Source organism: Paraburkholderia sp. BR10872, assembly GCF_040965835.1.
GTDB lineage: Bacteria > Pseudomonadota > Gammaproteobacteria > Burkholderiales > Burkholderiaceae > Paraburkholderia > Paraburkholderia nodosa_A.
This window is the reverse complement of record NZ_JBFRCN010000049.1, coordinates 1-25,154: the sequence shown is the minus strand read 5'-3', so window position 1 is coordinate 25,154 and position 25,154 is coordinate 1. Positions and strand designations below refer to the sequence as shown.

Below are 25,154 nucleotides of genomic sequence, written 5' to 3'. Positions count from 1 at the left end.
TGCTTTCTTCACTGCCTGCCGTACTGATCGTCGAGACGCACGATATCGTCTTCGCCGAGATACGAGCCCGACTGCACCTCGATGATCTCGAGCGGCATCTTGCCCGGATTTTCCAGTCGATGCGACACGCCAAGCGGGATGTACGCTGACTCGTTCTCCGAAACGATGAAGCGTTCTTCCCCACGCGTGACGAGCGCGGTGCCGCGGACGACGACCCAATGCTCGGCGCGATGGTGATGCATCTGCAGCGAGAGACGTGCGCCCGGTTCGACCACGATCCGCTTGACCTGGAAGCGCTCGCCGCTGTCCACGCTGTCGTAGTGACCCCACGGGCGATGCACGAGGCGGTGCGCCACGGCTTCGGTGCGGCGTTCCTGCTTCAGGCGCTGCACGATCTTCTTGACGTCCTGGGCGCGCGAGCGGTCGGCGACGAGCAGGGCGTCCGGGGTCTCCACGACCACGAGGTCCTTCGTGCCGAGGCAGGCCACGAGCCGGCCGTCAGAATGCGCGAAGGTATCGCTGGCGCCTTCGAACATCACGCGGCCGTGCGCGACGTTGCCTTCGTCGTCCTTCGGCGAAACCTGCCAGACGGTGTCCCATGAACCGAGGTCGGTCCAGCCTGCCGTCAGCGGCACGACCACGCCGCTAGCGACCGTCGGGTCGCCGGAGAGCGGTTCCATCACGGCGTAGTCGATCGAGTTCGAAGGCGAACGTGCGAACGCTTCGCTATCCACGCGGAAGAAGTCGCCGTCGGCCTTGCCGTTCTCGATCGATTCCGCGCATGCGGCGTAGATGGCCGGATGGAAATGGCGAATCGCCTTGAGCCAGGTCGATGCGCGCACGATGAAAATGCCGCTGTTCCACCAGTAGCGCTGCGAAGCGACGTACTGCTGCGCCAGCTCGAAATAGGGCTTTTCGACGAAACCGTTCAGACGCCGCGCACCGTTGGGTTCGCCATTCGCGAGCGGCTCGCCCACGTGAATGTAGCCATAGCCCACTTCGGGATGCGTGGGCACGATGCCCATCGTCACGATCTGGCCATTCGCGGCATGACGCACGCCTTCGGCCACGGCGTTCTGGAACGCTTCGAGGTCGGCAAGCGCATGGTCGGCCGGCATCACCACGAGAATGCCGTCTTCGTGCTTTGCCGCCACCGACATCGCGGCGATCGTGAGCGCGGGCGCCGTATCGCGGCCCACGGGCTCGAGAATCAGACGCGCCTGCTTGCCCGCCGCGCGAACCTGGTCGGCGGTGGTGAATCGATGTTCTTCATTGCAGACGATCAGCAATTCCTCTGCGAGCGTCACGCGCTCGGCGAGCGCATCGAGGCGGCCCGCGGTGTTGGCCAGCAGCGACTGCTCGCCAACGAGGTTGATCATCTGCTTCGGATATTGCTCGCGCGACAATGGCCACAACCGCGAGCCCGCGCCGCCCGCTAGCACCACAGGGCACACCTGCAATGCACTGCGCGTTTCGGCACGCGTCTGGGACGCTTTTGCCGATGCCGTAGCGGAACCCGTATCCGTCATCTCGCTCTCCTGTAAAAGGTATCGGTGATGCGATTTGTAGCATGCTTAAAATCGTCATAAATCGAGTCGTAAAGAAGAAAACGGAAAATATTCGAATTAAATTTAAATCATGCTTCCGTCACAACGGAATTCATATAAAAAATTCAATAAAAATTCCGGTGCAGGTCGCCGCAATTTCTTGTCGGAACCCAAATTCAGGCGTCATGGCAGGAAAAATCTGCCGGAATGACCGGGTTGTGAACCAATGCAGGCGTGTGTTTCGGTAATCTTTGCCGACAAAAGCCGCGAAAAAATGGCCCGCAAGGACCGAAACAATTGGAGATACTTTTAAGGCTTGCGGCCAGAATTTTTATCGCGCCTTATTAGGGTTTATTCGGATCAGAATTCGCGACGCCAGACGTTTTTTGTGGCGACGCAGTCCCAGAAACTTTTGAAGCGACCGGCCATGATTTGCAGTGCGTGGCCGCGATTCATTTTTTAAACCCGAGGTGCCGGACATGCTCAGCGTTCTAGCCAGAATTTTCGACGTTGCCGCCATCGCCGCTGGAGCGCTGCTCGCGGCCGCCTTGCACCGTGGCCAGCTCGTGCCGCTCACCGACGCGGAGAGCGTGGCGCTCGCGTTCAACTGCGTGCTCGCGATCTGGATGTTCCCGGCATTCGGCATCTACAAGTCGTGGCGCGGCAAGTCGCTCTACGCCCTCTTTGCCCGCGTGTGCGCCGCCTGGCTCGCCGTGGAGGGCACGGGCATCCTGCTGAGCTTCAGCCTGCACCGCGCCGATTCGCTCTCGCGCCTGTGGCTCGCGTACTGGGTCGTCGCCTCGGTAGCGCTCCTGATCCTCTCGAAGGCGCTCGTGCACATGGTGCTGCGTGGCATTCGCCGCGAGGGCTACAACCAGAAGGCCGTGGCGGTGGTGGGCGGTCCGCGCTACGGCCGCTTCCTGATCGAACACATGCGCTTTCACCCGGAAGCGGGCTTTCACCCGGCGCTCGTGTTCGACGAGGACAGCGACGCCGATGGCGCCGCCGCAATCGACGGCGTGCCCGTGGAGCGCAACCTGCAGGCGATGCTCGAATTCGTGCGCAAGAACGAAGTGCGCGAGCTGTGGCTCGCCTTGCCGATCACCAAGGAGCGCACGATCCATCGCATCGTCACGGCCTTGCGCAACGACTTCGTGAACATTCGCTTCATTCCGGACGTGCGCAGCCTGTCGTTCTTCAGCCAGCCCGTGGTCGATCTGCTCGGCGTGCCGGCCATCAATCTCGCGGCCTCGCCGGTCACGGATCTGCGCGTACTGCCCAAGCGCGTGTTCGACATCGTGTTCGCGGGCGGCGTGCTGGTCGCGCTCGCGCCGCTGCTGGCCGTGATTGCGCTTGCCGTGAAGCTCACGTCGAAGGGCCCGGTGTTCTTCAAGCAGCGCCGCAAGGGGCTGGATGGCAACGAGTTCGAAATCTACAAGTTCCGCTCGATGAAGGTCCATGCGGAAGTCGCGGGGCAGATCACCCAGGCGCGCCGCAACGATCCGCGTGTGACGCGCGTGGGTGCGTTCCTGCGCCGCACGAGCCTCGACGAGCTGCCGCAGTTCATCAACGTGCTCAAGGGCGAGATGTCGGTGGTGGGGCCGCGCCCGCACGCGCTGGCCCACGACGACATCTACAAGGACCTCGTGCGCGGCTACATGGCGCGCTATCGCATCAAGCCGGGCATCACGGGCTGGGCGCAGGTCAACGGCTTTCGCGGCGAAACCGATCGCGTGGAAAAGATGCGCGACCGCGTGCGCTTCGATCTGCACTACATGCAGCACTGGAGCTTCGCGCTCGACCTGCGCATCGTGGCGATGACCATGTGGAAGGGCTTCGCAGGCCAGAACGCATATTGAGGCGAAGCGAGTGCGCGCGATGCAAATGTGCGCAACGTTTCGCGTGACATGAAGAATCAATCACTTTTGAGGTGGGCATGAATCTGACGATCATTGGCAGCGGTTATGTGGGTCTCGTGACGGGCGCCTGTCTTGCCGACATTGGCAACGACGTGTTTTGCCTCGACGTCGACGAACGCAAGATCGACCTGCTCAATCAGGGCATCGTGCCGATCCACGAGCCGGGCCTGAAGGAAATCATCGAGCGCAATGTGCGCGCGCGCCGGCTGAAGTTCTCGACCGACGTGGAAGCGGCGGTTGCGCACGGCGACGTGCAGTTCATCGCCGTCGGCACGCCGCCCGACGAAGACGGCTCCGCCGACCTGCAATACGTGCTGGCGGCCGCGCGCAACATCGGTCGCCACATGACCGGTTTCAAGGTGGTAGTGGACAAGTCCACGGTGCCGGTGGGCACGGCTGCGCTCGTGCACGACGCGATCGCCTCCGAACTGCGCAAGCGCGGCGAGAGCCACATGTTCTCGGTGGTCTCGAACCCGGAGTTCCTCAAGGAAGGCGCGGCAGTCGAGGACTTCGCGCGGCCCGACCGCATCGTGCTCGGCTGCAACGACGACGTGCCGGGCGAGCGCGCGAAAGAGGTCATGAAGCGCCTGTATGCGCCGTTCAACCGCAATCACGAGCGCACGCTGTACATGGACGTGCATTCGGCCGAATTCACCAAGTACGCGGCCAACGCCATGCTCGCCACGCGCATTTCGTTCATGAACGAACTCGCGAATCTCGCCGACCGCGTCGGCGCCGATATCGAGGCCGTACGCCGCGGCGTGGGCTCGGACCCGCGCATCGGCTACGACTTTCTCTATGCGGGCTGCGGTTATGGCGGCTCGTGCTTCCCGAAAGATGTGAAGGCGCTCATGCGCACTGCCGAGGATTTCGGCGAGCCGCTGCAGATCCTGCGTGCCGTGGAGTCCGTCAATGAAGCGCAGAAGCAGGTGCTCGCCCAGAAGATCGTTACGCGCTTCGGCTCCGACCTCACCGGCCGCACGTTCGGCGTCTGGGGGCTCGCGTTCAAGCCGAACACCGACGACATGCGCGAGGCGCCGAGCCGCACGCTCATCGCCGAACTGCTCGCGCGCGGCGCCACGGTCAAGGCTTACGACCCGGTTGCGACCGCCGAGGCGCAGCGCGTACTCGCGCTCGATCTCGCGCACGCGCCGGAACATCAGGCGCGGCTGTCGTTCGTGAACGACGCGATGGAAGCCGCGAGCGAAGCGGATGCCGTGGTGGTCGCCACCGAATGGAAGGTGTTCAAGGCGCCCGATTTCGAAACGCTGAAGTCGCAGCTGAAGATGCCGATCGTGTTCGACGGCCGCAATCTCTACGAGCCGTCCGCGCTGCAGGAACTCGGCATCGAGTACCACGCCGTGGGCCGTGCGAGCGCGACGCAGGCAAGCCGCGCGCGCGCCGAAATCGCCGCAACGCAGGCAGTGGCCTGAGCGGTGCCGGGCTTCGTGCTTAGCGCCATGTAAAGGAAGGGAGTCACGCGATCATGATCAAGAACGTGCTCATCGTCTGCCACGCCAACGTCTGCCGCTCGCCGGCGGCGGAACAGCTCTTTCGCGAGCGTCTGAGCGAACAGACAGGCTCACGGCCGGATTCGTTTCAATCGGCGGGCCTGCGTGCGCGCGATGGCGACGACATGGACCCCGTGATGCAGTGGCTCCTTGCCGAGCGCGGCGTGAAGGTCGGCGGGCACCAGTCGCGCCGCCTCACCAGCCGCCTCGTGCGCTCCGCAGACCTCGTGCTCGTCACCGAGCGCCGCCAGGTCGCCGCGGTCGAGCGCATTGAACCCACCGCGCGCGGCAAGGTGTACGCGCTCGGTAATTGGGAAAACTCTGATGTCAGCGATCCGCATGGACTCCATGAGTCCGCGTATCGCCAGAGTCTTGAATTGATGGATCGTATGGTTAAGGGATGGTTGAGCCGAATATGCCAATGACAAAACTGAAACTGACGGCGGTGGTCGCGTTGAGCGTCTTCGTTTCCGCGTGCGCGACGGCGCCCGGCAATTATCTCGACACGTCGAGCCTGAAGGAACAGCCGAACAACCAGCCGCAGCAGCAATTCAACGTGACGCTCATCACGCAGCAAGTCGTGCTGCAGCAGGCGCAGGCGGCCGCAGCCCAGCCGAAGGCGCCGCTGCCGCCCTCGAAGTTCTCGAGCGCTGCCGACTACACGTATCACATCGCGCCGCAGGACATTCTTGGCGTGACCGTGTTCGATCACCCCGAGCTGTCGACGCCGCAGGGCTCGACGTTCTCCACGGGCGGCAACACGACGCAGACGGTGGGTCAGGCGCTCACGCAGCCGTATACCAACGCGCTGCCGGGCCAGGCCGACCCGTACGGACAGACCGTGGCCAAGGACGGCACGATCTTCTTCCCGTTCGTGGGCCGCATCATGGCCGCGGGCAAGACGCCCGGCCAGATCCGCGACCAGCTCGCGTCCGGCCTCGGCCCCTATGTGAAGAACCCGCAGGTGGACGTGCGCGTGCTCGCGTACCGCAGCCAGAAGGTTCAGATCACGGGCGACGTGAAGACGCCGGGCCCGCTCTCGATGAGCGACGTGCCGCTCACGCTGGTGGACGCCATCACGCGCTCGGGTGGCACGACCGACAACGCCGACATCAACCGCGTGCGCCTCACGCGCAACGGCAAGCTGTACATCCTCGATGCGAACCGCATGCTCGACGGCGGCGATTCGACTCAGAACGTGCTGCTGCAGGACGGCGACGTCATCAATATTCCGGATCGTTCGGATAGCAGAATTTTCGTGATGGGCGAAGTGAAGACGCCGCTGCAGACGAACCTGATTCGCGGCGACCTCACGATCGCCGACGCGCTCACCCAGGCGGGCGGCATTCTCGATACCGACGCGAACCCGCGCCAGATCTTCGTGATGCGCGGCATGAAGGACAACCCAACGCAGCCAGAGATCTATCGTCTCGACATGACCAAGCCCGACGCGATCATGCTTTCGTCGCAGTTCCAGCTCAAGCCGCTGGATGTGGTGTACGTGGGCACGGCCGCTTCGACGACCTTCAACCGTGTGTTGCAGCAGGTGCTGCCGACCATCCAGACCGTCTTCTATCTGAAGCAGATCGCGAAGTAAGCACGTGATCGAAAAGCTTCGAAAGAGGACCCAGGAGCAACACCTAAACAACGGGATTGAATCGTGACCATACAAGCCAATAGCCAGGCGGCCCCGGCGGCCCGCACCGAGGAAGAGGACGTCGTCCTCGGCCAGTTGCTGCGCGTCATCATCGACGACATCGGCTGGCTCATCGCGATCGCGGCGGCGGTGATCGCCATGGCCGTGTTCTACTGCTTCATCGCCAAGCCGGTCTATACGGCCGACACCCAGGTTCGCGTGGAGCCTTCCGACTACACGTCGCAGGCCCTCACGCAAACGCAAACCGGCGCGAACATCAGCTCCGGATCGTCGACGGGCAGTCTGCCCACCGACGCCGAGATCCAGATGATCAAGAGCCGCAGCGTCGTCGAGCCGGTGGTGAAGCAGTTCAAGCTGAACACCACCGTCACGCCGGTCATGCTGCCGCTGATCGGCAGCCTGTCCGCGCGTCTCGCGACGCCGGGCACGCCGGCGCGTCCGTGGTTCGGGTTGAGCAACTGGCTCAGCAATTTCGCGTGGGGCGGCGAAGTCATCAACATCGACTCGATCGAGGTTACGCCCGAGCTCGAAGGCAAGAAGCTCACGCTCACCGCGCTCGACAACGACCGCTACGTGGTTTCGACCCCGGACGGCGCGCGCCTGCTCGAAGGCGCCGTCGGCCAGGTCGAGCAGGGCGGCGGCGTCAAGCTGCTCGTGAACAAGCTCGTTGCGCGTCCTGGCACCCGCTTCAAGGTCGTGCGCCTGAACGACCTCGACGCGATCAGCGGTTTCCAGAACGCGATCCAGGTCCAGGAGCAGGGCAAGCAAACGGGCGTGATCGACATCTCGCTCGAAGACAACGACCCCGAGCACGCGGCAGCAATCGCCAACGCGGTGGCGCAGTCGTATCTGCGCGAGCACGTAGCGACCAAGCAGGCCGACGCGAGCAAGATGCTCGACTTCCTGCGCAGCGAACAGCCGCGCCTGAAGTCGGACCTCGAGAACGCCGAAGCGGCGCTCACGGCTTATCAAAGCAAGTCGGGCTCGATCAACGCGAGCGACGAAGCGAAGATCTATCTCGACGGCAGCGTGCAGTACGAGCAGCAGATTTCGGCGCTGCAACTGCAGATCGCCTCGCTCCAGCAGCGCTTCGGCGACCAGCACCCGGTGCTGATCGCGGCGCGCCAGCAGCTCGCGCAACTGCAGGGTGAGCGCGCGAAGTACGACACGAAGTTCCGCGACCTGCCGGCAACCGAAGTGAAGGCCGTGCAGCTGCAGCGTGACGCGAAGGTGGCCGAGGACATCTACGTGCTGCTGCTCAACCGCATCCAGGAGCTTTCGGTGCAGCGCGTGGGCACGGGCGGCAACGTGCATATCGTCGATCCGGCCCTGCGCCCAGGCAACCCGTCGAAGCCCAAGAAGCTGCTGATCATCTCGGCGGCGTCGCTGCTCGGCATCATTCTCGGCACGGGCTTTGTGCTCATGCGCCGCAACATGTTCAAGGGCATCGTCGATCCGGACCAGATCGAGCGCTCGTTCCAGCTGCCGGTGTACGGTCTCGTGCCGCTTTCGCCGGAGCAGCTGGCGCTCGAAAAGCGGGCCCCGGTGCGCGGCGGCACGCGTCTGCGTGAAGTGCTCGCGAACTCGCGCCCGAAGGACCTCACGGTCGAAAGCCTGCGTAGCCTGCGCACCTCGCTGCAGTTCAGCGTGATGGACGCGCGCAATCGCGTCGTCATGCTGACGGGTTCGGTGCCGGGCGTGGGCAAGAGCTTCCTCACCGCGAACCTCGCCGTGCTGCTCGCCCATTCGGGCAAGCGCGTGCTGATGATCGACGGCGACATGCGCCGCGGCGCGCTCGAACGCCATCTGGGCGGCCCCCAGGAAAACGGCTTCTCCGAGCTGCTCTCGGGGCAGATTTCGCTGGACGAGGCGATTCGCGCGACCGAAGTGGACAACCTGCACTTCATGTCGTGCGGCCGCCGTCCGCCCAATCCTTCCGAGCTGCTGATGTCGCCGCGTCTGGGCCAGTACCTCGAAGGCCTGTCGAACCGCTACGACGTGCTGCTCATCGACACGCCGCCGGTGCTCGCCGTGACCGATGCCGCCATCATCGGCGGCCATGCGGGCTCGACGTTCCTCGTGCTGCGCTCGGGCATGCACACCGAAGGCGAAATCGCCGACGCGCTCAAGCGTCTGCGCAATGCCGGCGTGCGCGTGCAGGGCGGCGTGTTCAACGGCGTGCCGGCGCGTACGCGCGGCAACTACGGCTATGGCTACGCGAACGTGCGCGAGTATCTCAGCGCATGACGCAGGTGGCCCCATCAAGCACAGCAAAGGAGAACTCGCGATGAAAGTGACCGTGCTCGTGCCGACCTATCGGCGTCCTGACGATCTGTCGCGCTGTCTTTCGGCGCTGCTGCGCCAGCAGCGCGCGCCCGACGAGATCGTGGTGGTGGCGCGTGCCGACGACGAGGCGACGCACGCGTGCCTCGCCGAACACGTCACGCCCCGCGTGCTCAACGTGGAAGTGGCCATCGTCGAGGAGCCGGGGCAGGTGGCGGCGCTCAATCGCGGCATCGAGGCCGCGACGGGCGACGTGATCGCGATTACTGACGACGACGCCGCGCCGCGCGCCGACTGGGTCGCGCGCATTGCGGCGGCCTTCGAGGCCGACCCGAAGCTCGGGGCGCTGGGCGGCCGCGACTGGGTGCATGAAGGCGGCCGCGTGATCGACGGCGAGCGCACGCTGGTGGGCAAGCTGCAGCGCTCGGGCCGCATCATCGGCAACCATCATCTGGGCGCGGGCGGTGCGCGCGAAGTCGACCTGCTCAAGGGTGCGAACATGAGCTATCGACGCGCGGCGATCGGCGACCTGCGCTTCGACCGGCGCCTGCGCGGCACCGGCGCGCAAACGCACAACGACATGGCATTCAGCCTGAGCGTGAAGCGCGCGGGCTGGAAGCTCGTCTACGACCCGCTCGTGGCCGTCGACCATTACCCCGCGCCGCGCCCGGGCGAAGACCCCCGCAACGCGCAGACGCTCGCCTCGATCCGCAACGCCGCCTACAACCTGCATCTGATCCTGCTCGGCCATCTCACGCCGCTGCGCCGCGAAACCGCCTGGTGGTGGTACGCGCTCGTCGGCACGCGCGTGTATCCGGGCCTCGTGCACACGGGCCTGAGCGCCGTGCGCGGCGATTCCGCGGGCGCGGCGTTCGCACGCTGGCGCGCGGTGCGCGGCGGCGCACGAGAGGCGCGCCGCGCGCTCGTTTGACTGGCGCGGCCAACGACTACAGGGAGGACCCCGAATGAGCAGTACGCAAGTCCACGTCCACCTTTTCTATGGCGCCGATCCGCGCCGCTATCGCAAAGGCGAGAACATCGGCAGCCTGTATGGCTACCACCACGCGGAATCTGCGGAATTCGCCCTCAATTACGCGCAGGACGCGAGCGAAAGCACGCCCATGCGCTTCATGCGGCGTGCGCTGAAGGCCGCGGCCGGTTTCGACTTCATTCACGCCTGGCGCAATCGCCGCGCCATTCTGCAGTCCGACGTCATCTGGACGCACACCGAGCAGGAGCATCTGGCCGTGGCGCTGGTGCTGCTGATGAACGCGAAGAAGGGCGGCGCGCGCCCGCTGCTGCTCGCACAAAGCGTGTGGCTGCTCGACCGTTGGCCCGGCTACGGCGCGCTGCGCCGTGCGATCTACAAGCGGCTGCTCAAGCGTGCCGATCTGCTCACCACGCTCGCGAGCGAGAATGCCGCGCTGTGCGGCGAGTATTTCGGGCGCGAGGCGCGTCACGTGCTCTATGGGCTCAATACCAGCGATTTTCCGCTGCGTCCGCCTGCGCAGTGGACGCCGCATACGCCCGTGCGCGTGGCCGCGATCGGCAACGACCGCGACCGCGACTGGACCACGCTCGTCAGCGCGCTCGGCAACGATTCGCGCTACCAGGTGCGCATCGCCACGCGCCGGCGCATGCCGGCATCGGCGCGCGCGGACAACGTCGAGATCGTGCGCGTTTCCGGCATCAAGCAACAGCACGCGCTGTATGACTGGGCGGACATCATCGTCGTGCCGCTGCGTCCCAACACGCATGCTTCGGGCATCACGGTGATGCTGGAAGCCGCGGCGCTCGGCAAGCCGATGATCGCGACGAAGGTCGGTGCGCTCGAAGATTACTTCGACGACAAGGCCGCCTCGTACGTCGAGCCGTTCAACGCCGAGCAACTGCGCGACGCGGCGAATGCGCTCGTGGCCGACCCGGCGCGGGCGCTCGCCCAGGCGCGCGAGGCCTGCGAGCAGCTGCGCACGCGCGATCTCACGACTGAGCACTTCGCGCGGCAGCACGCGCAGCTCACGCGCGAGATGCTGCACGAGCGCGACGCGCGCAACGGCGAGTCGATCGCGAGCGAACCCCAAGGCCGGGGCGTCGCCGCGCGCGGGATGTGATCATGGACGTCACGACCACTATCCCCGCACCCGCGCCGGCGAGCCAGCCGGGCCGCCGCCGCGGCGGCCTGCGCAGCCTGCTCGGCCGCGATACGCTGCCGCCGCTCGCCTTGTGGGTATTCACGGTGCTGCTGATCGGCACGCACCAGGGCACCGTGCTGACGCTGGCGTTTCCCGTGCTGTCGATCGCGGTGGGATTCTGGCTCTACTTCGTGAACCCGGTGCGCTATATCGGCTTCATGTGGTGGTTGTGGTTCCTGAGCCCCGAAGTGCGGCGCCTCGCCGACTACGGCAAGGGCGGTTTCACGCCTACCAGCCTCATTCAGGTCGCGCCGCTCGCCGTCACGATGATCAGCGGTATTTCGCTGCTGCGCTACTACCCGATCCTCGGGCAGCGGCGCGGTCTGCCGCTCCTGCTCGCGCTGCTCGGCATCGGCTATGGGTTCGTGGTGGGCGTGGTGGGCAGCGGCCCGGCCGCGGCGGTCTATGACCTTGCCAACTGGATCTATCCGTTCCTGATCGGCTTTCACATCATGGTGCTCACGCGCCAGTATCCCGAGTGCAGCAAGACCATCATCAACACTTTCATCTACGGCATGCTCGTAATGGGCGCGTATGGTCTCGTGCAGTTCTTCATCATGCCGCCATGGGATGCGATGTGGATGATCGGCTCGGACATGAACTCGCAGGGCGACCCCGTGCCGCTCGGCGTGCGTGTGTTCAGCACGATGAACTCGTCGGGCCCGTTCGCGTTCGCGATGATGGGCGCGATGGTGTTCGTGATGGCCGCGAAGCATCGGGTGCGCTGGATCGCAGCGGCGTTCGGTTTCTTCTCGTTCGCGCTCTCGCTCGTGCGCTCCACGTGGGGCGGCTGGGCAATCGCCATGGTGATCCAGCTGATGAAGTCGAGCAACAAGGTGCGCATTCGCATCATCGTCAGCGCGATCGTGCTGGCGGGCGTGTGCGTGCCGCTGCTCACGTTCGGTCCCGTGGCGGACCGCATGCAGCAGCGTCTGAATACGCTCGTGAACCTGAAGGACGACCAGAGCTACGAGGCGCGTAACCAGTTTTATGCCGACTTCGCGAAGAAGGCCTTCACCGACGTGACGGGCGAGGGTCTCGGCGCCACCGGCGCATCGACCAAGCTTTCCAGTAACAACGGCCAGCTCGGCCAATACGGCAGCTTCGACAGCGGCGTGATGAACATTCCGTTCGTGCTGGGCTGGCCCGGCACGCTGCTCTACATGTCGGGCGTGCTGTGGCTGCTCGTGCGCGCGGTGCGCGTGTCGATGCGTTTTCCCGAGGACCGCTACGTGTGCGCGTGCCTGAGCCTCGCGATATCGATCTTCGCCATGCTCGTATTCACCAACTCGCTCGTGGGTACCGGCGGCCTGCTGCTCTTTTCGAGCGTGTTTTCCATTCTCAGCGCGGGGCATTGGGCGAAGCTGCAACGCCGGGCCCCTACCACGGAGGTCTCCGATTGAGAGTCGCAATCGTCACGCATGTCGTGCGCCACAATGACGGCCAGGGCCGCGTCAATCATGAAATCGCGCGCGCCGCGCTCGACGAGGGGTTCGAGGTGACGCTGGTCGCCTCGCATGTCGCGCCCGAGCTGCTTGCCCACCCCAAGGTGAAATGGGTGAATGTGCAACCTTCGCGCGCGTGGCCCACCAATCTGCTGCGCCAGCAGGTATTCGCGGTGAAGAGCGCGCTGTGGCTGCGCCGCAACCGGCGCGCATACGATGTGCTCCATGTGAACGGCTTCATCACCTGGGCGCACGCCGACGTCAACACCGCGCACTTCGTGCACGGCGGCTGGGCGCGCAGCCAGTACTACCCGTTCGGTCTCACGCGCGGCGTGTGGTCCGCTTACCAGTTCGTCTACACGCGCGCCAATGCGGTGCTGGAGCGCTGGGCGTATCGGCGCTCGCGCGTGATCGCGGCTGTTTCGCGCAAGGTCGCCGACGAAATTCGCGCATCGGGCGGCAACCCCGTGGAGCGGCTCGACGTGATCTACAACGGCGTCGATACGCGTGGCTTCTCGGCCGCGAGCGCGGACCGCGCGAAGTTCTCGCTGCCCGCCGACGCGTTCCTGCTGCTCTTCGTGGGCGATCTGCGCACGCCGCGCAAGAACCTCGGCACGGTGCTGCACGCCATGAAGCAGATGCCCGACAACGTGCATCTGGCCGTGGCGGGCTACCTGCCGGGCAGCCCGTATCCCGACCTCGCACGCGAGCTGGGCATCGAGTCGCGGGTGCATTTTCTCGGCCTCGTGCGCGAAATGCCCACGCTCATGCGCTCCGTCGATACCTACGTATTTCCTTCGCGCTACGAAGCAATGAGCCTCTCGCTGCTCGAAGCGATGGCGGCGGGCTTGCCCGTCGTCACCGCGCGTACGGCAGGCGGCGCCGAAATCATCACGTCCGATTGCGGCATCGTGCTCGAAGACCCCGACGACGTGCCCGCGCTCGCCAACGCCGTGAAGACGCTCGCCACCGACACGCCGCGCCGGCTCGCGATGGGCGAGGCGGCGGCGGAACTGGCCACGCAGTTCGGCTGGGCGCGCATGGCCGCGCAGTACATCGCGCTCTACCGGCAACTGGCCGGCGACGCGAGCGAGGCCGTACGCCGCGAAGAACCCGCGTTCGCTGCTGCGACGCTGCCGGGCGGTCAAACGCTCCAGCGCGCAGAGACCCCCCGATAACCGCATACGTGCAGAATAAGGACACGCGATGACCACACAATCCATTCAATCGCTGCAGATCGGCATGCACTGGTTTCCCGAGCGCGCAGGCGGCCTCGACCGCATGTACTACTCGCTCGTCGGCGCGCTGCCCGGCGCGGGCGTGCGCGTGCGCGGCGTCGTGGCCGGCTCGCCCAAGGTGGCCCAGGACAGCGGCGGCGCGATTCACGGCTTCGGCTCCGCTTCGCGCTCGCTGCCGTTTCGCCTCATGGACGCGCGCCGTGCGCTGCGCAGCGAGATTCGCCGCCACCGCCCCGACGTGATTTCCTCGCACTTCGCGCTGTACACCTTCCCCGGGCTCGACGTCACGCGCGGCATTCCGCAGGTTTCGCACTTCCAGGGCCCGTGGGCCGACGAAAGTTTCGTGGAAGGTGCGGCCACGCTGAGCCAGCGCATCAAGCACTCGCTGGAGCAGTCGGTGTATGAGCGCTCCTCGCGGCTCATCGTGCTGTCGAAGGCGTTTGGCGACATTCTCACGCGCCGCTACGCTATTTCGCCCGAGCGCGTGCGCATCGTGCCGGGCTGCGTGGATACGGCGCATTTCGACACGGCCTGCACGACGGCGGAAGCGCGCCTGAAGCTCCAGTTGCCGCAAGGCCGCCCGATCATCCTCGCCGTGCGCCGCCTCGTGCGCCGCATGGGCCTCGAAGACCTGATCGACGCGATCAAGATGGTGAAGCAACGCCACCCGGACGTGCTCCTGCTGATCGCGGGGCGAGGCCGTCTGGAGTCCGAACTTCAGCAGCGTATCGACGAAGCAGGCCTCGCCGACAACGTGAAGCTGCTCGGTTTCGTGCCCGACGCGCACCTGCCCTCGCTCTATCGCGCGGCCACGCTGAGCGTGGTGCCGACAGTGGCGCTGGAGGGCTTTGGCCTGATCACGGTGGAGTCGCTTTCCGCGGGTACGCCGGTTCTGGTGACGCCCGTGGGCGGTCTGCCGGAGGCGGTGGCGGGTCTGTCGCAAGATCTCGTGCTGCCGAGCACGGGCGCGAACGCGATCGCCGATGGCATCGACGGCGCGCTTTCGGGCCGCATCAAGCTGCCGGATGAAGAGGCATGCAAGGCGTACGCACGCGAGCACTTCGACAACGCCGTGATCGCGAAGCGCGTGGCCGGTGTGTACGCGGAAGCCATCGCCGCTCACTGAAGCGAGTCGATCGACCCAAAGAAAACCGCCGCTCGGGAGAGCGGCGGTTGATTTGTAGAACGAGAGCAGCCAAGCAGCGCTATTGCGTTTCGACTACGCGTTCGCGGGCCTCTTCGTACATCCAGCGCAAGGTTTCTTCGAGGTGTTTGCGCGAGCTGTCGCCAACGATGGAACGCAGCTTCGCATTCGACCCGATCAGCTGACGCACTTCGTTGGCGCGCACGAACCGCGGATCGACATGCACCTCGATCTCGTAGCCGGCGATGCGCGCGAGCATGTCGAGCAGCGCACCAAGCGTCTGACCGCTGCCCGAGCAGACGTTGACGGTGGTGCCGCGCGGCGCGACTTCGACGAGCCGCGCATAGGCGTTCACCACGTCGCGCACATCGGAGAAGTCGCGGGCCACGTGCAGGTTGCCGAGCGAGATCTCTTTTTCGCCGCGTGCGTAGTGCTCGACGATCTTCGGGATTAGGAAGTCCGGCGACTGGCCTACGCCCGTGTAGTTGAACGGGCGCGCGATGATGATCGGCAACTGCGCCTGAAAGCGCCTCGCGACGTATTCCATCGCGAGCTTGCTGACCGCGTAGTCGTTGGCGGGTTGGGGATCGACCTGTTCGTCGATCACGCCGTTCGTGGCGTTGCCGTAGACGTTCGCGCTGCTGGCCAGCAAGACGGCGCGCGGCACGTGCTTCTGCTGCGCGAGTGCCTCGAGCAGATTGCGGGTGCCGACGATGTTCACGACGTAGGTGCGTGCCACGTCGCTGTCGGCCACGTGGGCCACTGCGGCGAGATGCACGACCACGTCGGGCTGCACGGTTTCGAGCGCATGGGCGATCGCGGCGCGGTCGAGCAAGTCGGCCTCGATTGCGGTGGCGCCGAACGGGAAGGCTTCCGCGTCCAGCGATTCGCCCGTCCGCACGGTGCCCCACACGCGGTAGCCGTCCGCCGCGAGGCGAGCGGCCATATAGCGGCCCGTAAAGCCGCCAATGCCCGTGATGAGCGCGCGCGGACGGCTAGCGGGCTCAGAATGTGTCATGGCGTTCGTTACGCGCAAGGTCGGCCGTGACCATCATCTGGCAGAGCTGCTCGAGCGAAGTCTGCGGTTTCCAGCCGAGTTTCTCCTGCGCCTTGGTCGCGTCACCGATGAGCAGATCGACTTCGGCGGGGCGGTAGTAGCGCGGGCTCACGCGCACGAGCGTGCGGCCCGTGGCGACGCAGATGCCGGTTTCGCGCTCGCCCTTGCCCGACCATTCGAGCTGGAAACCGGCGGCGGCGAAGGCCATCTTCACGAAGTCGCGCACGGTTTCGGTGCGGCCCGTGGCGAGCACGTAGGTGTCGGGCTCGTCGGCCTGCAGCATACGCCACATGCCCTCGACGTATTCGGAGGCGTAGCCCCAGTCGCGCTTGGCGTCGAGGTTGCCGAGTTCGAGCATGTTCAGCTTGCCGAGCTTGATCTTGGCGACGCTGTCGGTGATCTTGCGCGTGACGAACTCGCGCCCGCGCAGCGGCGACTCGTGGTTGAAGAGAATGCCGCTCGTCGCGAAGATGTCGTAGGACTCGCGGTAGTTGACCGTGGACCAGTGCGCGAACAGCTTGGCCACGCCATAGGGGCTGCGCGGATAGAACGGCGTGTCCTCGCATTGCGGAATGGCCTGGACCTTGCCGAACATTTCGGAGGTCGAAGCCTGGTAGAAACGCGCCTTCGGATTTACGACGCGAATCGCTTCGAGCATGTTCAGCACGCCGATGCCGGTGACTTCGGCGGTCGTGGCGGGCTGGTCGAACGACACGCCCACGAAGCTCTGGGCGGCGAGGTTGTAGACCTCCTGCGCCTGGGCGCGTTCGACGAGGCGCAGGGTCGAGCCCGCGTCCGTGAGGTCGTGTTCGACGAGGTCGAGCGACGGATGGTCGAGGATCCCCAGCTCGTTCATGCGCCAGAAGTTGACGGAACTGGTGCGGCGATAGGTGCCCGTGACGTTGTAGCCCTTGTCGAGCAGAAGACGCGTGAGGTAGGCGCCGTCCTGGCCGGAAACACCGGTGATGATCGCTTTGCGACGTTCGTTCATGTGATGTGCCTTTGAAGTATCGAACGGGATTCAGGAATTACGACTGCGGGCTCGACTGGCTCACGCGCGCGGTGAGGTCGACCGGCTCAACCGCTGGACGGCGGCGCGGACCGCGCGTGAGGCGGCGCTCGAAGAGAAACCAGCTCGCGCTCGCATAAGCGAGCGTGAGGACGAGTGCAATCGCGGCGCTCTGGATGCGGCCGTAATGGAGCGGCCACACGGCATAGAGAATCGTGAGGTGAATGAGGTAGATCGTGTAGCTGATCGTGCCGATATACACGAGCACCGGGTTGGACAGCAGGCGCCGCACGATGCCTTTCGACTGCAGCGCGAACACGACGATGGAGGTGCAGAGCACGAGCGAAACGCTATAGAGCATGGCGTTGGAGAGCGGCGTGTTCATGCCTCGAAAGCGCGGGTAGTGCAGGTGCAGCCAGGCCAGCACGCCGAGCGCCGCGAAAAAGAGCACGGCGGCGGGCCATTTGAAGGGCTCGAGCGCATTGCGGTCGCGGCGCACGAGCACGGCGAGCAGCGCGCCGGCGGCCAGCAAATCCATGCGGAACGGCGTGAGGTAGTAAATGGGCCAGTACGAGTCGAACCACGGGGTCGCGACGGCGCGCAGCACGGGTACGACAAAAATGAGCGCGGCGGCCACGACGGCCATGAGCCGTTGCGGCAGAAGCAGCACGACGAAGGGCCACACGATGTAGAACTGCTCTTCGACGGCGAGCGACCAGAGAATGTTGAGGCTGTCGTGCCCGCTCTGGCCGAGTGCGTCGCCGATATTGGTCGCGAAGAACGCATACCACGGCCAGTAGTGTGCCCAGCCGAAGCCGAACAGCAGCGACGAAACGATGAGCAGCAGCACGTAGGGCGGCAGGATACGGCGCACCCGGCGCGCATAGAAGTAGCTGAAATACGATTGCCCGCGCGCCTTGCGCTCGAGCAGGATGCCGGTGATGAGAAAGCCGCTCAGCACGAAGAACAGGTCGACGCCCATCCACAGCGGCGCGCGCAACGCGTGCTGCGCGAACACGGCGAGCACGGCGAAGGCACGCAGACCGTCCAGCTGGACGATGCGGTGGGAATGGTCGGCGAGGCCTTGTTGACTGACTGGGCGGCTTACGGTCATCGGTTCTCCGGTGGGGTCATGCATGCGCGATTGCTTCGCGATTCATTCTAGAAAGAATTAAATGTTCAAAAAGCCGAAATATATTGATTCTGGATTTTTGAATTTAAATGCCGGAATTTGCGCGATATGAAATACGCATTGCCGAATGGAAAGTGTGGCGGGCGTGCCGAACACCGCGCCGCACGGCTTTTTGGCGTGATATCCGGTGTTCGGGAGTTTATTTCCGGATGACTCAGAAATGGGTCATAAATACTGAATTTTTTTGAATTATTTTCCCTTTTTTGGAGGCGATTTTTCAGCGGATTTGTACGGCATGATCCTGGCAGATTGCCGTCACTTGACCGGAGGAATTGCCTTGCCGTTATCGAATCCCGATCGCCGCTTGCGCAGGACGTTGGCACTGGCCGCGATGTGCACGTTTATCTGCACGTCGTCGGTTCAGACCATCGCCGCGCCGCAACTCAATGTGACGACCTCGTGGATCGGCAATAGCTTTGGCAACGGCCAGGGCACCTGGATGCAAATCAACGTCACGGCCATCGCCGTCACGCCCGAAGGCAAGGTGTTCACCAATGCGCCGTGGGACGAGAGCGGCGCCGAGATCAGCGCGTACCAGGACGGCAAGCCGCTCGGCTTCGCCGGCGGCACGCATGGCTGGGGGGGAGCCGGCGGCAACGCCGTGGCCGTGAATCATCGCTATCTGTATGCAGCGGTCGGCGTGGGCAACGAGAAGGGTCATCTGGTCGGCAGCGGCATCTGGCCTGCGAAGGGCAGCCAGTGGTACGGCATCACGCGCCGGCCGCTCGACGAGCCCAAGCGCGCCGCCGCATTTCAGGCTTCGCCCGATCCGCTCAATCCGCATGCGCAGCTTTCCGCGTCGTTCCTGAAGATCAACGACGTGCCCATGGGCACGCATGCCGACATTGGCGGACTCGCCGCGACGGATTCGACGCTCTATGTGAGCAACACGCCGATGAACCGCATCGAGGTGTACGACGCGAACTCGATGCAGCGCAAGGGGCAATGGGACGTGCAGGCGCCGGGCCGCATCGCGCTCGCGGCCGACGGGTCGGTGTGGGTGCTCACGGGCGCCGAAGCGGGTAAGGGCGCCGCGCATCCGCGCGTCGAGCACTACTCGGCGGATGGCAAGCGCCTCGACGACACGCTCGCGCTACCCGACGATTCGGCGCCGGTGGATCTCGCGTTCGATCCGCAGCAACGCCTCCTGATCGCCGATAACGGTCCGCGCCAGCAGATCCTCATTTTCACGCGCAACGGCAAGAGGTGGACGCAGAGCGCCACGCTCGGCGAGAGCGGCGGCATTTTTTCGGGCGTCGCGGGGCGGCCGGGGCCGGGCCGCTTCAATGGCCTCACGGGCGTCGGCACCGACGCGCGCGGGAACATCTACGTCTCGACCAACGGCGTCGGACCGCAGCACGAAGACAACATCGGCGCGGGTCTTGGCGCAACGCTGGAGGCCTATACGCCTGCCGGCAAGCGCCTGTGGAACCTGGAAGGCCTGCTGTTCGTGGACGGCGCGTGGGTGGACCCGCAGCGCCCCAACAGCGTCTACACGGGCAACAAGCGCTTCGAACTCGACTTGTCGAAGCCGCCGGGGCAGGACTGGAAATATGTCGGATTCCTGTCCAATCGATTCCGCTATCCCGACGATCCCGTTTTCCACACGGACCAGTGGCCGGGCCTGCCAATCGCGCGCGTGTTGAACGGGCACACGTTCCTGTTCCTCACCGACATGTACGCGGACCACCTGAAGATCTACCGCTTCGACGCGCAGCGCGACGGCGAGACCGCGATTCCCTCCGGCTTCATTGCGGGCCGCGGCCGCGGGGTGCAGAACGTGCCGAACGCGCCGCCGCCCGGCGGCGACTGGATCTGGCGCGATGCGAACGGCAACGGTGCCTTCGACGCCGACGAATTCACGCGCAATCCGGGCCGCGACCATCTGGCAGGCGGGTGGGGCTGGTGGATCGACACGCGCGGCGACATCTGGCGCGCGCGCGACGACAAGGGCATCTGGCGCTTCCGCTATGGCGGGCTCGACGCGAAGGGCAATCCGATCTACTCGTACGACAAGCTCGACAAATACGCGGTCCCCGCGCCGTTTACCGAGGTGCATCGCGCGATCTACGAGCCGCAGACCGACACGCTCTACGTGACGGGCTATACGGCCGATGCGCCGCACGATCCGGGCTTCTGGAAGGAAGCGGGGCGCGTGCTGGTGCGCTACGACAAGTGGTCGAGCGGCCACCCCGAGCAGCACTACATGTTGCGCCTGCCGTGGGACCCGAAAGCGAAACCGCCCGTCACGCCCGCGGGGCTCACGGTGGAAGGCCAGTACGTGTTCGTGGTCGAGCCCGCGGGCAACGTCCACGTGTACGACAAGGACAGTGCGAAGGAGATCGGCACCTTCGGCCCGGGCGCCGAAGTGGGCAATACCTCGGGCTGGGTCGACGTGCCGTTCGGCATCACCGCGCATCGCGAAGCGAACGGCGAATACCTCGTGTTCGTCGAGGAAGACGCGCGCGGCAAGGTGCTCATGTACCGCTGGAAACCGGCCTGACCCGCTACGGGCCCCGCAACTGGATACCCAATGGATAAAGGCATACTGCGCAACGTCGCAATCAATCTGTTCGGTCTCGTGCTGCCGACCTTCGTGTCGCTCGTCACGGTGCCTTCCTATATCCGCCTGCTCGGTGTCGAGCGCTACGGCGTGATCGCGCTCGTCTGGACGCTGATCGGCTACTTCAGCGTGCTCGACCTCGGCATGAGCATGGCCGCGCAGAACCAGATCTCGAAGGCGTATGCGTCGAAAGACGCCGACGCCTGCGAGCGTGTGTTCTGGAGCGCGTTCTGGCTGAACTTCACGACCGGCGCGATTGGCGGCCTGCTGATCTATTCGGGCGGCGCGCTTTATACCGCGTATTTCACGCACGTCACGCCCGAGTTGCGGCACGAAGTCTATCTCGCGCTGCCCTGGCTCGCCGTGGCGATTCCGGTGGCGAACGTCTCGTGGGTGTTCGCGGGTGCGATCAACGGCGCGGAGCGCTTCGGCATCTACAACACGAACCAGACGCTCGGCACGTTCCTGTTCCAGCTGCTGCCGCTTGCCGCTGCCTGGGCGTACGAGCCGAATCTGCAGACCGTGCTGGCCGCCGCCGTATTCGCGCGTCTGGCCGCCGCGATCCTGCTCGGCCGCTCGGCGCTGCGCGTGCTCGGCATTCGCAAGGTGCGCGGGCCGCGCCTCGATACGTCGAAGGCGCTCTTCAATTTCGGCGGCTGGATGCTGGTCGCGAGCATCACGACGATGGTCGCGGACTCGCTCGACCGCATGATGCTGGGCGCGGGCCTCGGTGCGCGCTTCGTCACGTATTACACCGTGCCGCAGAACCTCGTCACGCGCCTGAACATGGTGCCCAATGCGCTCGTGCGCACGCTGTTTCCGCGCCTGTCCGCGCTGGGCCGCGAGCATGCCGATGAAATCGCCGCGCAGTCGCTGCAGTTTCTCAATGCCGTGTTCACGCCGATCGCCATCGGCGCGATCGTGGTGCTCCAGCCCTTCCTGCATGCGTGGGTCGGGCCCGTGATCGCCGCGCATGGCGCACCGGTTGGGCGCGTGCTGATCATCGCCGTGTGGCTCGTCGGGCAGGCGGGCGTCACGCGCATTCTCATCCAGTCGCAAAACAATCCTGCCGCCGCCGCGCGCGTGGGGCTCGTGGAGCTGCCGCTCTTTGCCGGTCTGCTGTGGCTCGGCATATCGCGCTTCGGCTTGCCGGGCGCGGCGGCCGCCGTGCTGTTTCGCGCACTGTTCGACTACGTCGTACTGCTGTGGCTTTCGCGCATTCATAGCCGCACGATCATCGTCGATATGTTTGCTCACCTGAGTTTTCTCGCCGCTGCGCTCGCTCTTGCGTGGTGGCTGCCGGACGCGCTGTACGCAATCGGCGCCGGTGTCGTGCTCGCACTTGCCAACGTGGTGTGGTCGGTTGCGACCACGCCGATGCTGCGCGGCTACGCCCGTTCCCTTCTCTTTCGACTGAATTCACGGAAAAGCGCATGAGTCACGAACTGATCGACGAAGCGGCGCCGTCCGAAAGCGCTGCCGCGCCCCTTCAACGGCGCGACGCCACCAAACCGCGACGCTCCGAAACGGGCGCCGTCATGCCGCTGCGGCCACTGCGGCCAGCCTTCGCCGCAGGCCGTGCGCCGCGCGTGGCCATCGTGCACGACTGGCTCGTGACCTACGCGGGCGCGGAGCGGGTGCTCGAGCAGATCCTTGCCTGCTTTCCGGATGCAGACCTGTTCTCGGTCGTCGATTTCGTCGATGCGAAAGACCGCACGTTCTTGCGCGGCAAGCGCGCGACGACCTCGTTCATCCAGAAGCTGCCGGGCGCGCGCAAGCGTTATCGCGCGTACCTGCCGTTCATGCCGCTCGCCATCGAGCAGCTCGACGTGTCGGGCTACGACGTGGTGATTTCGAGCAGCCATGCGGTGGCCAAGGGCGTGCTCACGGGACCGGACCAGTTCCATATCAGCTACGTGCATTCGCCGATCCGCTATGCGTGGGACCTCCAGCATCAGTACCTGCAGGAGTCGAGCCTCACGCGCGGGCCGAAGTCGATGCTCGCGCGCCTGATCCTGCACTACATCCGCAACTGGGACGTGCGCACTGCGAATTCGGTCGACCAGTTCGTCGCCAACTCGGAGTTCATTGCGCGACGCATTCAGAAGGTGTATCAGCGCCAGGCCGAGGTGGTCTATCCGCCCGTGGATATCGACGCGTTCGAGCTGGAAACCACTAAAGACGACTTCTATTTGACGGCCTCGCGGCTCGTGCCGTACAAGAAGATCGACCTGATTGTCGAGGCATTCGCGCGCATGCCCGAGCGGCGCCTCGTGGTGATCGGCGACGGCCCCGACATGCACAAGGTGCGCGCGAAGGCGACGCCCAATGTGGAAGTGCTGGGCTATCAGCCGTTCGCCGTACTGCACGACCGCATGCGCCGCGCCAAGGCGTTCGTGTTCGCAGCGGAAGAAGACTTCGGCATTTCCGTGGTCGAGGCGCAGGCCTGCGGCACGCCCGTGATTGCATTCGGCAAGGGCGGCGCGCTCGAAACGGTGCGCGACACCGGTTCGCGGCCCACGGGCATTTTCTTCGAAGAGCAAAACGCGGACGCGATCATCGACGCCGTCGAGTCGTTCGAAAGCGATCCTGGCCGATTCCGCGCCGAGGATTGCCGCGCGAATGCCGAGCGCTTTTCTTCGCGGCATTTCCGCGAGCAATTCTTCGCGCGCGTGGCGAAAGCGGTGCCGGCGATCGCGCAGGCGGGCTCGGCACACGGCGCAGCGCCGTACGAGATCGAAGCGGACGCAGCGGACGCGCCGCGCGTGCTCGCCATCGACCAGAGCGGTGTGCTGGGCGGCGCCGAGCTATCGCTGCTGGAAGTGGTGAAGGGCTTGCGCTCGCGCATCGACGTGCTGCTCTTCAACGACGGGCCCTTCAGGGAGGCGCTCGACAAAGCCGGCGCGCGCGTGGAGGTGATCGATTCGGGTGCGTTGAACAAGGTGCGCCGCGATGGCGGCACGGCGCCGCGACTGGGCGTGCTTGCGGGCATTGCTGCGCTCGTGCGCGAGACGCGCCGCCGCGCGCGCGAAGCCGACGTGCTCTACGCCAACACGCAGCGCGCGATGGTAATCGGCGTGCTTGCGGGCAAGCTCGCGCGCAAGCCGGTGGTCTGGCATTTGCGCGACATTGTTAGCGACGAGCATTTCGGCCGCGTGCAGCGCGCGGTGATCAAGGGCTGCGCGAAGCTGGGGCTCGCGCATGTGATCGCTAACTCGCATGCATCGGCGAAGGTGTTTGCGCAGCTCACGCGCTTCGACGCGAAGCGCATCGACGTGGTGCACAACGGCGTGGATGAATCGCCGTTCCGTGCGCTCGCGCGCGTGCCGCAGGCTCAACTGCGGGTGCAGATCGGGTTGCCCGAGGATGCGTTCCTGGTTGGTGCTTTCAGCCGTCTGGCGCGCTGGAAAGGCCAGCATGTGCTGCTCGAAGCGTTGCTCGACGAGCCGCGTGCGCATGCTGTGTTTGTTGGTGCGCCGCTGTTCGGTGAGGACGCTTACGCTGCCGAGCTGCGTGCATTCGTCGAGGCGAACGGGCTGCAGGAGCGTGTGCATTTTCTCGGCTTCCGGCATGACATTGCGGCTTGTATGCGGGCGGTCGATGTGATCGCGCATACGTCTATTACGCCTGAACCGTTTGGGCGTGTGGTCGTTGAGGGGATGCTGGCGCAAAGGCCCGTGGTTGCTTCTCGCGATGGTGGTGTGACTGAGATCGTCGAGCATGGTGAAAGCGGGCTGCTTTGTACGCCAGGTGATGCCAAGGAACTGGCTGCCACCATCGGCAGGTTGCACGACGACGCGGCGTTGCGGGATCGGCTTGCTGTGCAAGGGCTGGCTACTGCCCGGGAGCGGTTTGGGAAGCAGCAGTATGTCGATGCTGTCGAGCGGGTGCTCGATGGGGTTGTTGCTCGGGGCAAGTAAGTTTTTTTGCTTTTTTTAGGCCTTTTTTCGCGGCTTCTGGCCGCGTTGGCCTTTCCTTGTGTTCGCGTCGGTATGCAAGTGTTGCCCCTGTGCGGGGCGGCACCTACTTTCTTTGCGGCGGCAAAGAAAGTAGGCAAAGAAAGCCGCTCAAACCGCCAGCGCCTGCCACAGTTCACATCTCGACGTAAATGGTGAATGGCTCCGGAGCGTCTGTCACCTCGCACCACCCAAGTGAGTGACAAGGCAGTCATTCATCCCGCTGCTCGCTACGCTCGCTGCGGTTGGGTCTGCATGGGAAACCAGGGGGGATTGCCAAGGTTCGCGAGAACGCACGCGCCCCGCTGGTGTTGGGTTATGCCATTCGGCGCGCGCAGCGCCGCCGGAAGGATGAGCGCCTTGTCACTACCTTTGAAGGTGCGAGGTGACAGACGCTCCGGAGCCATTCACCATTTACGTCGAGATGTGAACTGTGGCAGG

The 25,154-nt window shown here is 65.0% G+C and carries 17 protein-coding genes; 13 read left to right on the top strand and 4 right to left on the bottom strand.

Annotation, left to right across the window (positions count from 1 at the left end):
- Positions 1-8 precede the first annotated feature (8 nt).
- The gene (locus tag AB4Y43_RS30310) at positions 9-1,529 is read right to left on the bottom strand and encodes a mannose-1-phosphate guanylyltransferase/mannose-6-phosphate isomerase (protein WP_342947150.1); all 1,521 of its coding nucleotides are present in this window, start codon (positions 1,527-1,529) and stop codon (positions 9-11) included.
- 497 nt (positions 1,530-2,026) lie between these two features.
- Between AB4Y43_RS30310 and AB4Y43_RS30305 the strand changes: the two genes are divergently transcribed.
- From AB4Y43_RS30305 to AB4Y43_RS30260, 10 genes are all read left to right on the top strand, one after another.
- Positions 2,027-3,406, top strand: a complete 1,380-nt coding sequence (locus tag AB4Y43_RS30305; protein WP_069266051.1) for an undecaprenyl-phosphate glucose phosphotransferase — start codon at positions 2,027-2,029, stop codon at positions 3,404-3,406.
- Between the two features lie 77 nt (positions 3,407-3,483).
- On the top strand, positions 3,484-4,899 hold the full coding sequence (locus tag AB4Y43_RS30300) for a UDP-glucose/GDP-mannose dehydrogenase family protein (protein ID WP_368661865.1): 1,416 nt from the start codon (positions 3,484-3,486) through the stop codon (positions 4,897-4,899).
- A 53-nt stretch (positions 4,900-4,952) separates the two neighbouring features.
- Positions 4,953-5,402, top strand: a complete 450-nt coding sequence (locus AB4Y43_RS30295; protein WP_069266049.1) for an exopolysaccharide biosynthesis protein — start codon at positions 4,953-4,955, stop codon at positions 5,400-5,402.
- Positions 5,399-6,574 carry a polysaccharide biosynthesis/export family protein gene (locus AB4Y43_RS30290; protein WP_133180213.1) on the top strand — a complete coding sequence of 392 codons (1,176 nt, stop codon included), beginning with the start codon at positions 5,399-5,401 and terminating at the stop codon, positions 6,572-6,574. The genes AB4Y43_RS30295 and AB4Y43_RS30290 overlap by 4 nt, the downstream gene beginning before the upstream one ends.
- Positions 6,575-6,634: 60 nt before the next feature.
- The gene (locus AB4Y43_RS30285) at positions 6,635-8,881 is read left to right on the top strand and encodes a polysaccharide biosynthesis tyrosine autokinase (RefSeq protein ID WP_069266047.1); all 2,247 of its coding nucleotides are present in this window, start codon (positions 6,635-6,637) and stop codon (positions 8,879-8,881) included.
- Between the two features lie 40 nt (positions 8,882-8,921).
- The gene (locus AB4Y43_RS30280) at positions 8,922-9,848 is read left to right on the top strand and encodes a glycosyltransferase family 2 protein (protein WP_069266046.1); all 927 of its coding nucleotides are present in this window, start codon (positions 8,922-8,924) and stop codon (positions 9,846-9,848) included.
- Positions 9,849-9,882: 34 nt separating this feature from the next.
- Complete coding sequence (locus AB4Y43_RS30275) at positions 9,883-11,028, top strand: glycosyltransferase (protein WP_342947153.1); 1,146 nt, start codon at positions 9,883-9,885, stop codon at positions 11,026-11,028.
- A gap of 2 nt (positions 11,029-11,030) precedes the next feature.
- Positions 11,031-12,512 (top strand): O-antigen ligase family protein, encoded by a 1,482-nt coding sequence (locus tag AB4Y43_RS30270; protein WP_368729480.1) that lies wholly within the window; start codon positions 11,031-11,033, stop codon positions 12,510-12,512.
- The gene (locus AB4Y43_RS30265) at positions 12,509-13,732 is read left to right on the top strand and encodes a glycosyltransferase family 4 protein (protein WP_368729479.1); all 1,224 of its coding nucleotides are present in this window, start codon (positions 12,509-12,511) and stop codon (positions 13,730-13,732) included. Before AB4Y43_RS30270 ends, AB4Y43_RS30265 begins: the two co-directional genes overlap by 4 nt.
- A 28-nt stretch (positions 13,733-13,760) precedes the next feature.
- Positions 13,761-14,918: a glycosyltransferase family 4 protein gene (locus AB4Y43_RS30260; protein ID WP_368729478.1), complete on the top strand. Its 1,158-nt coding sequence runs from the start codon at positions 13,761-13,763 to the stop codon at positions 14,916-14,918.
- Between the two features lie 79 nt (positions 14,919-14,997).
- Here AB4Y43_RS30260 and AB4Y43_RS30255 read toward each other — a convergent pair whose 3' ends face one another.
- From AB4Y43_RS30255 to AB4Y43_RS30245, 3 genes are read right to left on the bottom strand one after another with little or no spacing between them, the layout of a single operon-like run.
- Positions 14,998-15,954, bottom strand: a complete 957-nt coding sequence (locus tag AB4Y43_RS30255) for a GDP-mannose 4,6-dehydratase (protein ID WP_368729477.1) — start codon at positions 15,952-15,954, stop codon at positions 14,998-15,000.
- On the bottom strand, positions 15,941-16,984 hold the full coding sequence (gene gmd, locus AB4Y43_RS30250; RefSeq protein ID WP_069266041.1) for a GDP-mannose 4,6-dehydratase: 1,044 nt from the start codon (positions 16,982-16,984) through the stop codon (positions 15,941-15,943). Before gmd ends, AB4Y43_RS30255 begins: the two co-directional genes overlap by 14 nt.
- Positions 16,985-17,021: 37 nt before the next feature.
- Complete coding sequence (locus AB4Y43_RS30245; protein ID WP_069266040.1) at positions 17,022-18,116, bottom strand: acyltransferase; 1,095 nt, start codon at positions 18,114-18,116, stop codon at positions 17,022-17,024.
- Positions 18,117-18,525: 409 nt separating this feature from the next.
- Between AB4Y43_RS30245 and AB4Y43_RS30240 the strand changes: the two genes are divergently transcribed.
- Genes AB4Y43_RS30240 through AB4Y43_RS30230 form a run of 3 tightly spaced genes read left to right on the top strand, consistent with a single transcriptional unit; the run spans position 18,526 to position 24,677 of the window.
- A complete protein-coding gene (locus tag AB4Y43_RS30240; RefSeq protein ID WP_368729500.1) occupies positions 18,526-20,697 on the top strand; it encodes a hypothetical protein in 2,172 nt (723 codons plus the stop codon).
- Positions 20,698-20,727: 30 nt separating this feature from the next.
- Positions 20,728-22,194: a flippase gene (locus AB4Y43_RS30235; protein ID WP_069266039.1), complete on the top strand. Its 1,467-nt coding sequence runs from the start codon at positions 20,728-20,730 to the stop codon at positions 22,192-22,194.
- On the top strand, positions 22,191-24,677 hold the full coding sequence (locus tag AB4Y43_RS30230) for a glycosyltransferase family 4 protein (protein WP_368685121.1): 2,487 nt from the start codon (positions 22,191-22,193) through the stop codon (positions 24,675-24,677). The genes AB4Y43_RS30235 and AB4Y43_RS30230 overlap by 4 nt, the downstream gene beginning before the upstream one ends.
- Positions 24,678-25,154 lie beyond the last annotated feature (477 nt).

Coding starts and splice junctions, on each gene's coding strand:
- AB4Y43_RS30310 (WP_342947150.1), bottom strand. CDS start 1,529: ATGACGGATACGGGTTCCGCTACGGCATCGGCAAAAGCGTCCCAGACG.
- AB4Y43_RS30305 (WP_069266051.1), top strand. CDS start 2,027: ATGCTCAGCGTTCTAGCCAGAATTTTCGACGTTGCCGCCATCGCCGCT.
- AB4Y43_RS30300 (WP_368661865.1), top strand. CDS start 3,484: ATGAATCTGACGATCATTGGCAGCGGTTATGTGGGTCTCGTGACGGGC.
- AB4Y43_RS30295 (WP_069266049.1), top strand. CDS start 4,953: ATGATCAAGAACGTGCTCATCGTCTGCCACGCCAACGTCTGCCGCTCG.
- AB4Y43_RS30290 (WP_133180213.1), top strand. CDS start 5,399: ATGACAAAACTGAAACTGACGGCGGTGGTCGCGTTGAGCGTCTTCGTT.
- AB4Y43_RS30280 (WP_069266046.1), top strand. CDS start 8,922: ATGAAAGTGACCGTGCTCGTGCCGACCTATCGGCGTCCTGACGATCTG.
- AB4Y43_RS30275 (WP_342947153.1), top strand. CDS start 9,883: ATGAGCAGTACGCAAGTCCACGTCCACCTTTTCTATGGCGCCGATCCG.
- AB4Y43_RS30270 (WP_368729480.1), top strand. CDS start 11,031: ATGGACGTCACGACCACTATCCCCGCACCCGCGCCGGCGAGCCAGCCG.
- AB4Y43_RS30260 (WP_368729478.1), top strand. CDS start 13,761: ATGACCACACAATCCATTCAATCGCTGCAGATCGGCATGCACTGGTTT.
- AB4Y43_RS30255 (WP_368729477.1), bottom strand. CDS start 15,954: ATGACACATTCTGAGCCCGCTAGCCGTCCGCGCGCGCTCATCACGGGC.
- gmd (WP_069266041.1), bottom strand. CDS start 16,984: ATGAACGAACGTCGCAAAGCGATCATCACCGGTGTTTCCGGCCAGGAC.
- AB4Y43_RS30245 (WP_069266040.1), bottom strand. CDS start 18,116: ATGACCGTAAGCCGCCCAGTCAGTCAACAAGGCCTCGCCGACCATTCC.
- AB4Y43_RS30240 (WP_368729500.1), top strand. CDS start 18,526: ATGTGCACGTTTATCTGCACGTCGTCGGTTCAGACCATCGCCGCGCCG.
- AB4Y43_RS30235 (WP_069266039.1), top strand. CDS start 20,728: ATGGATAAAGGCATACTGCGCAACGTCGCAATCAATCTGTTCGGTCTC.
- AB4Y43_RS30230 (WP_368685121.1), top strand. CDS start 22,191: ATGAGTCACGAACTGATCGACGAAGCGGCGCCGTCCGAAAGCGCTGCC.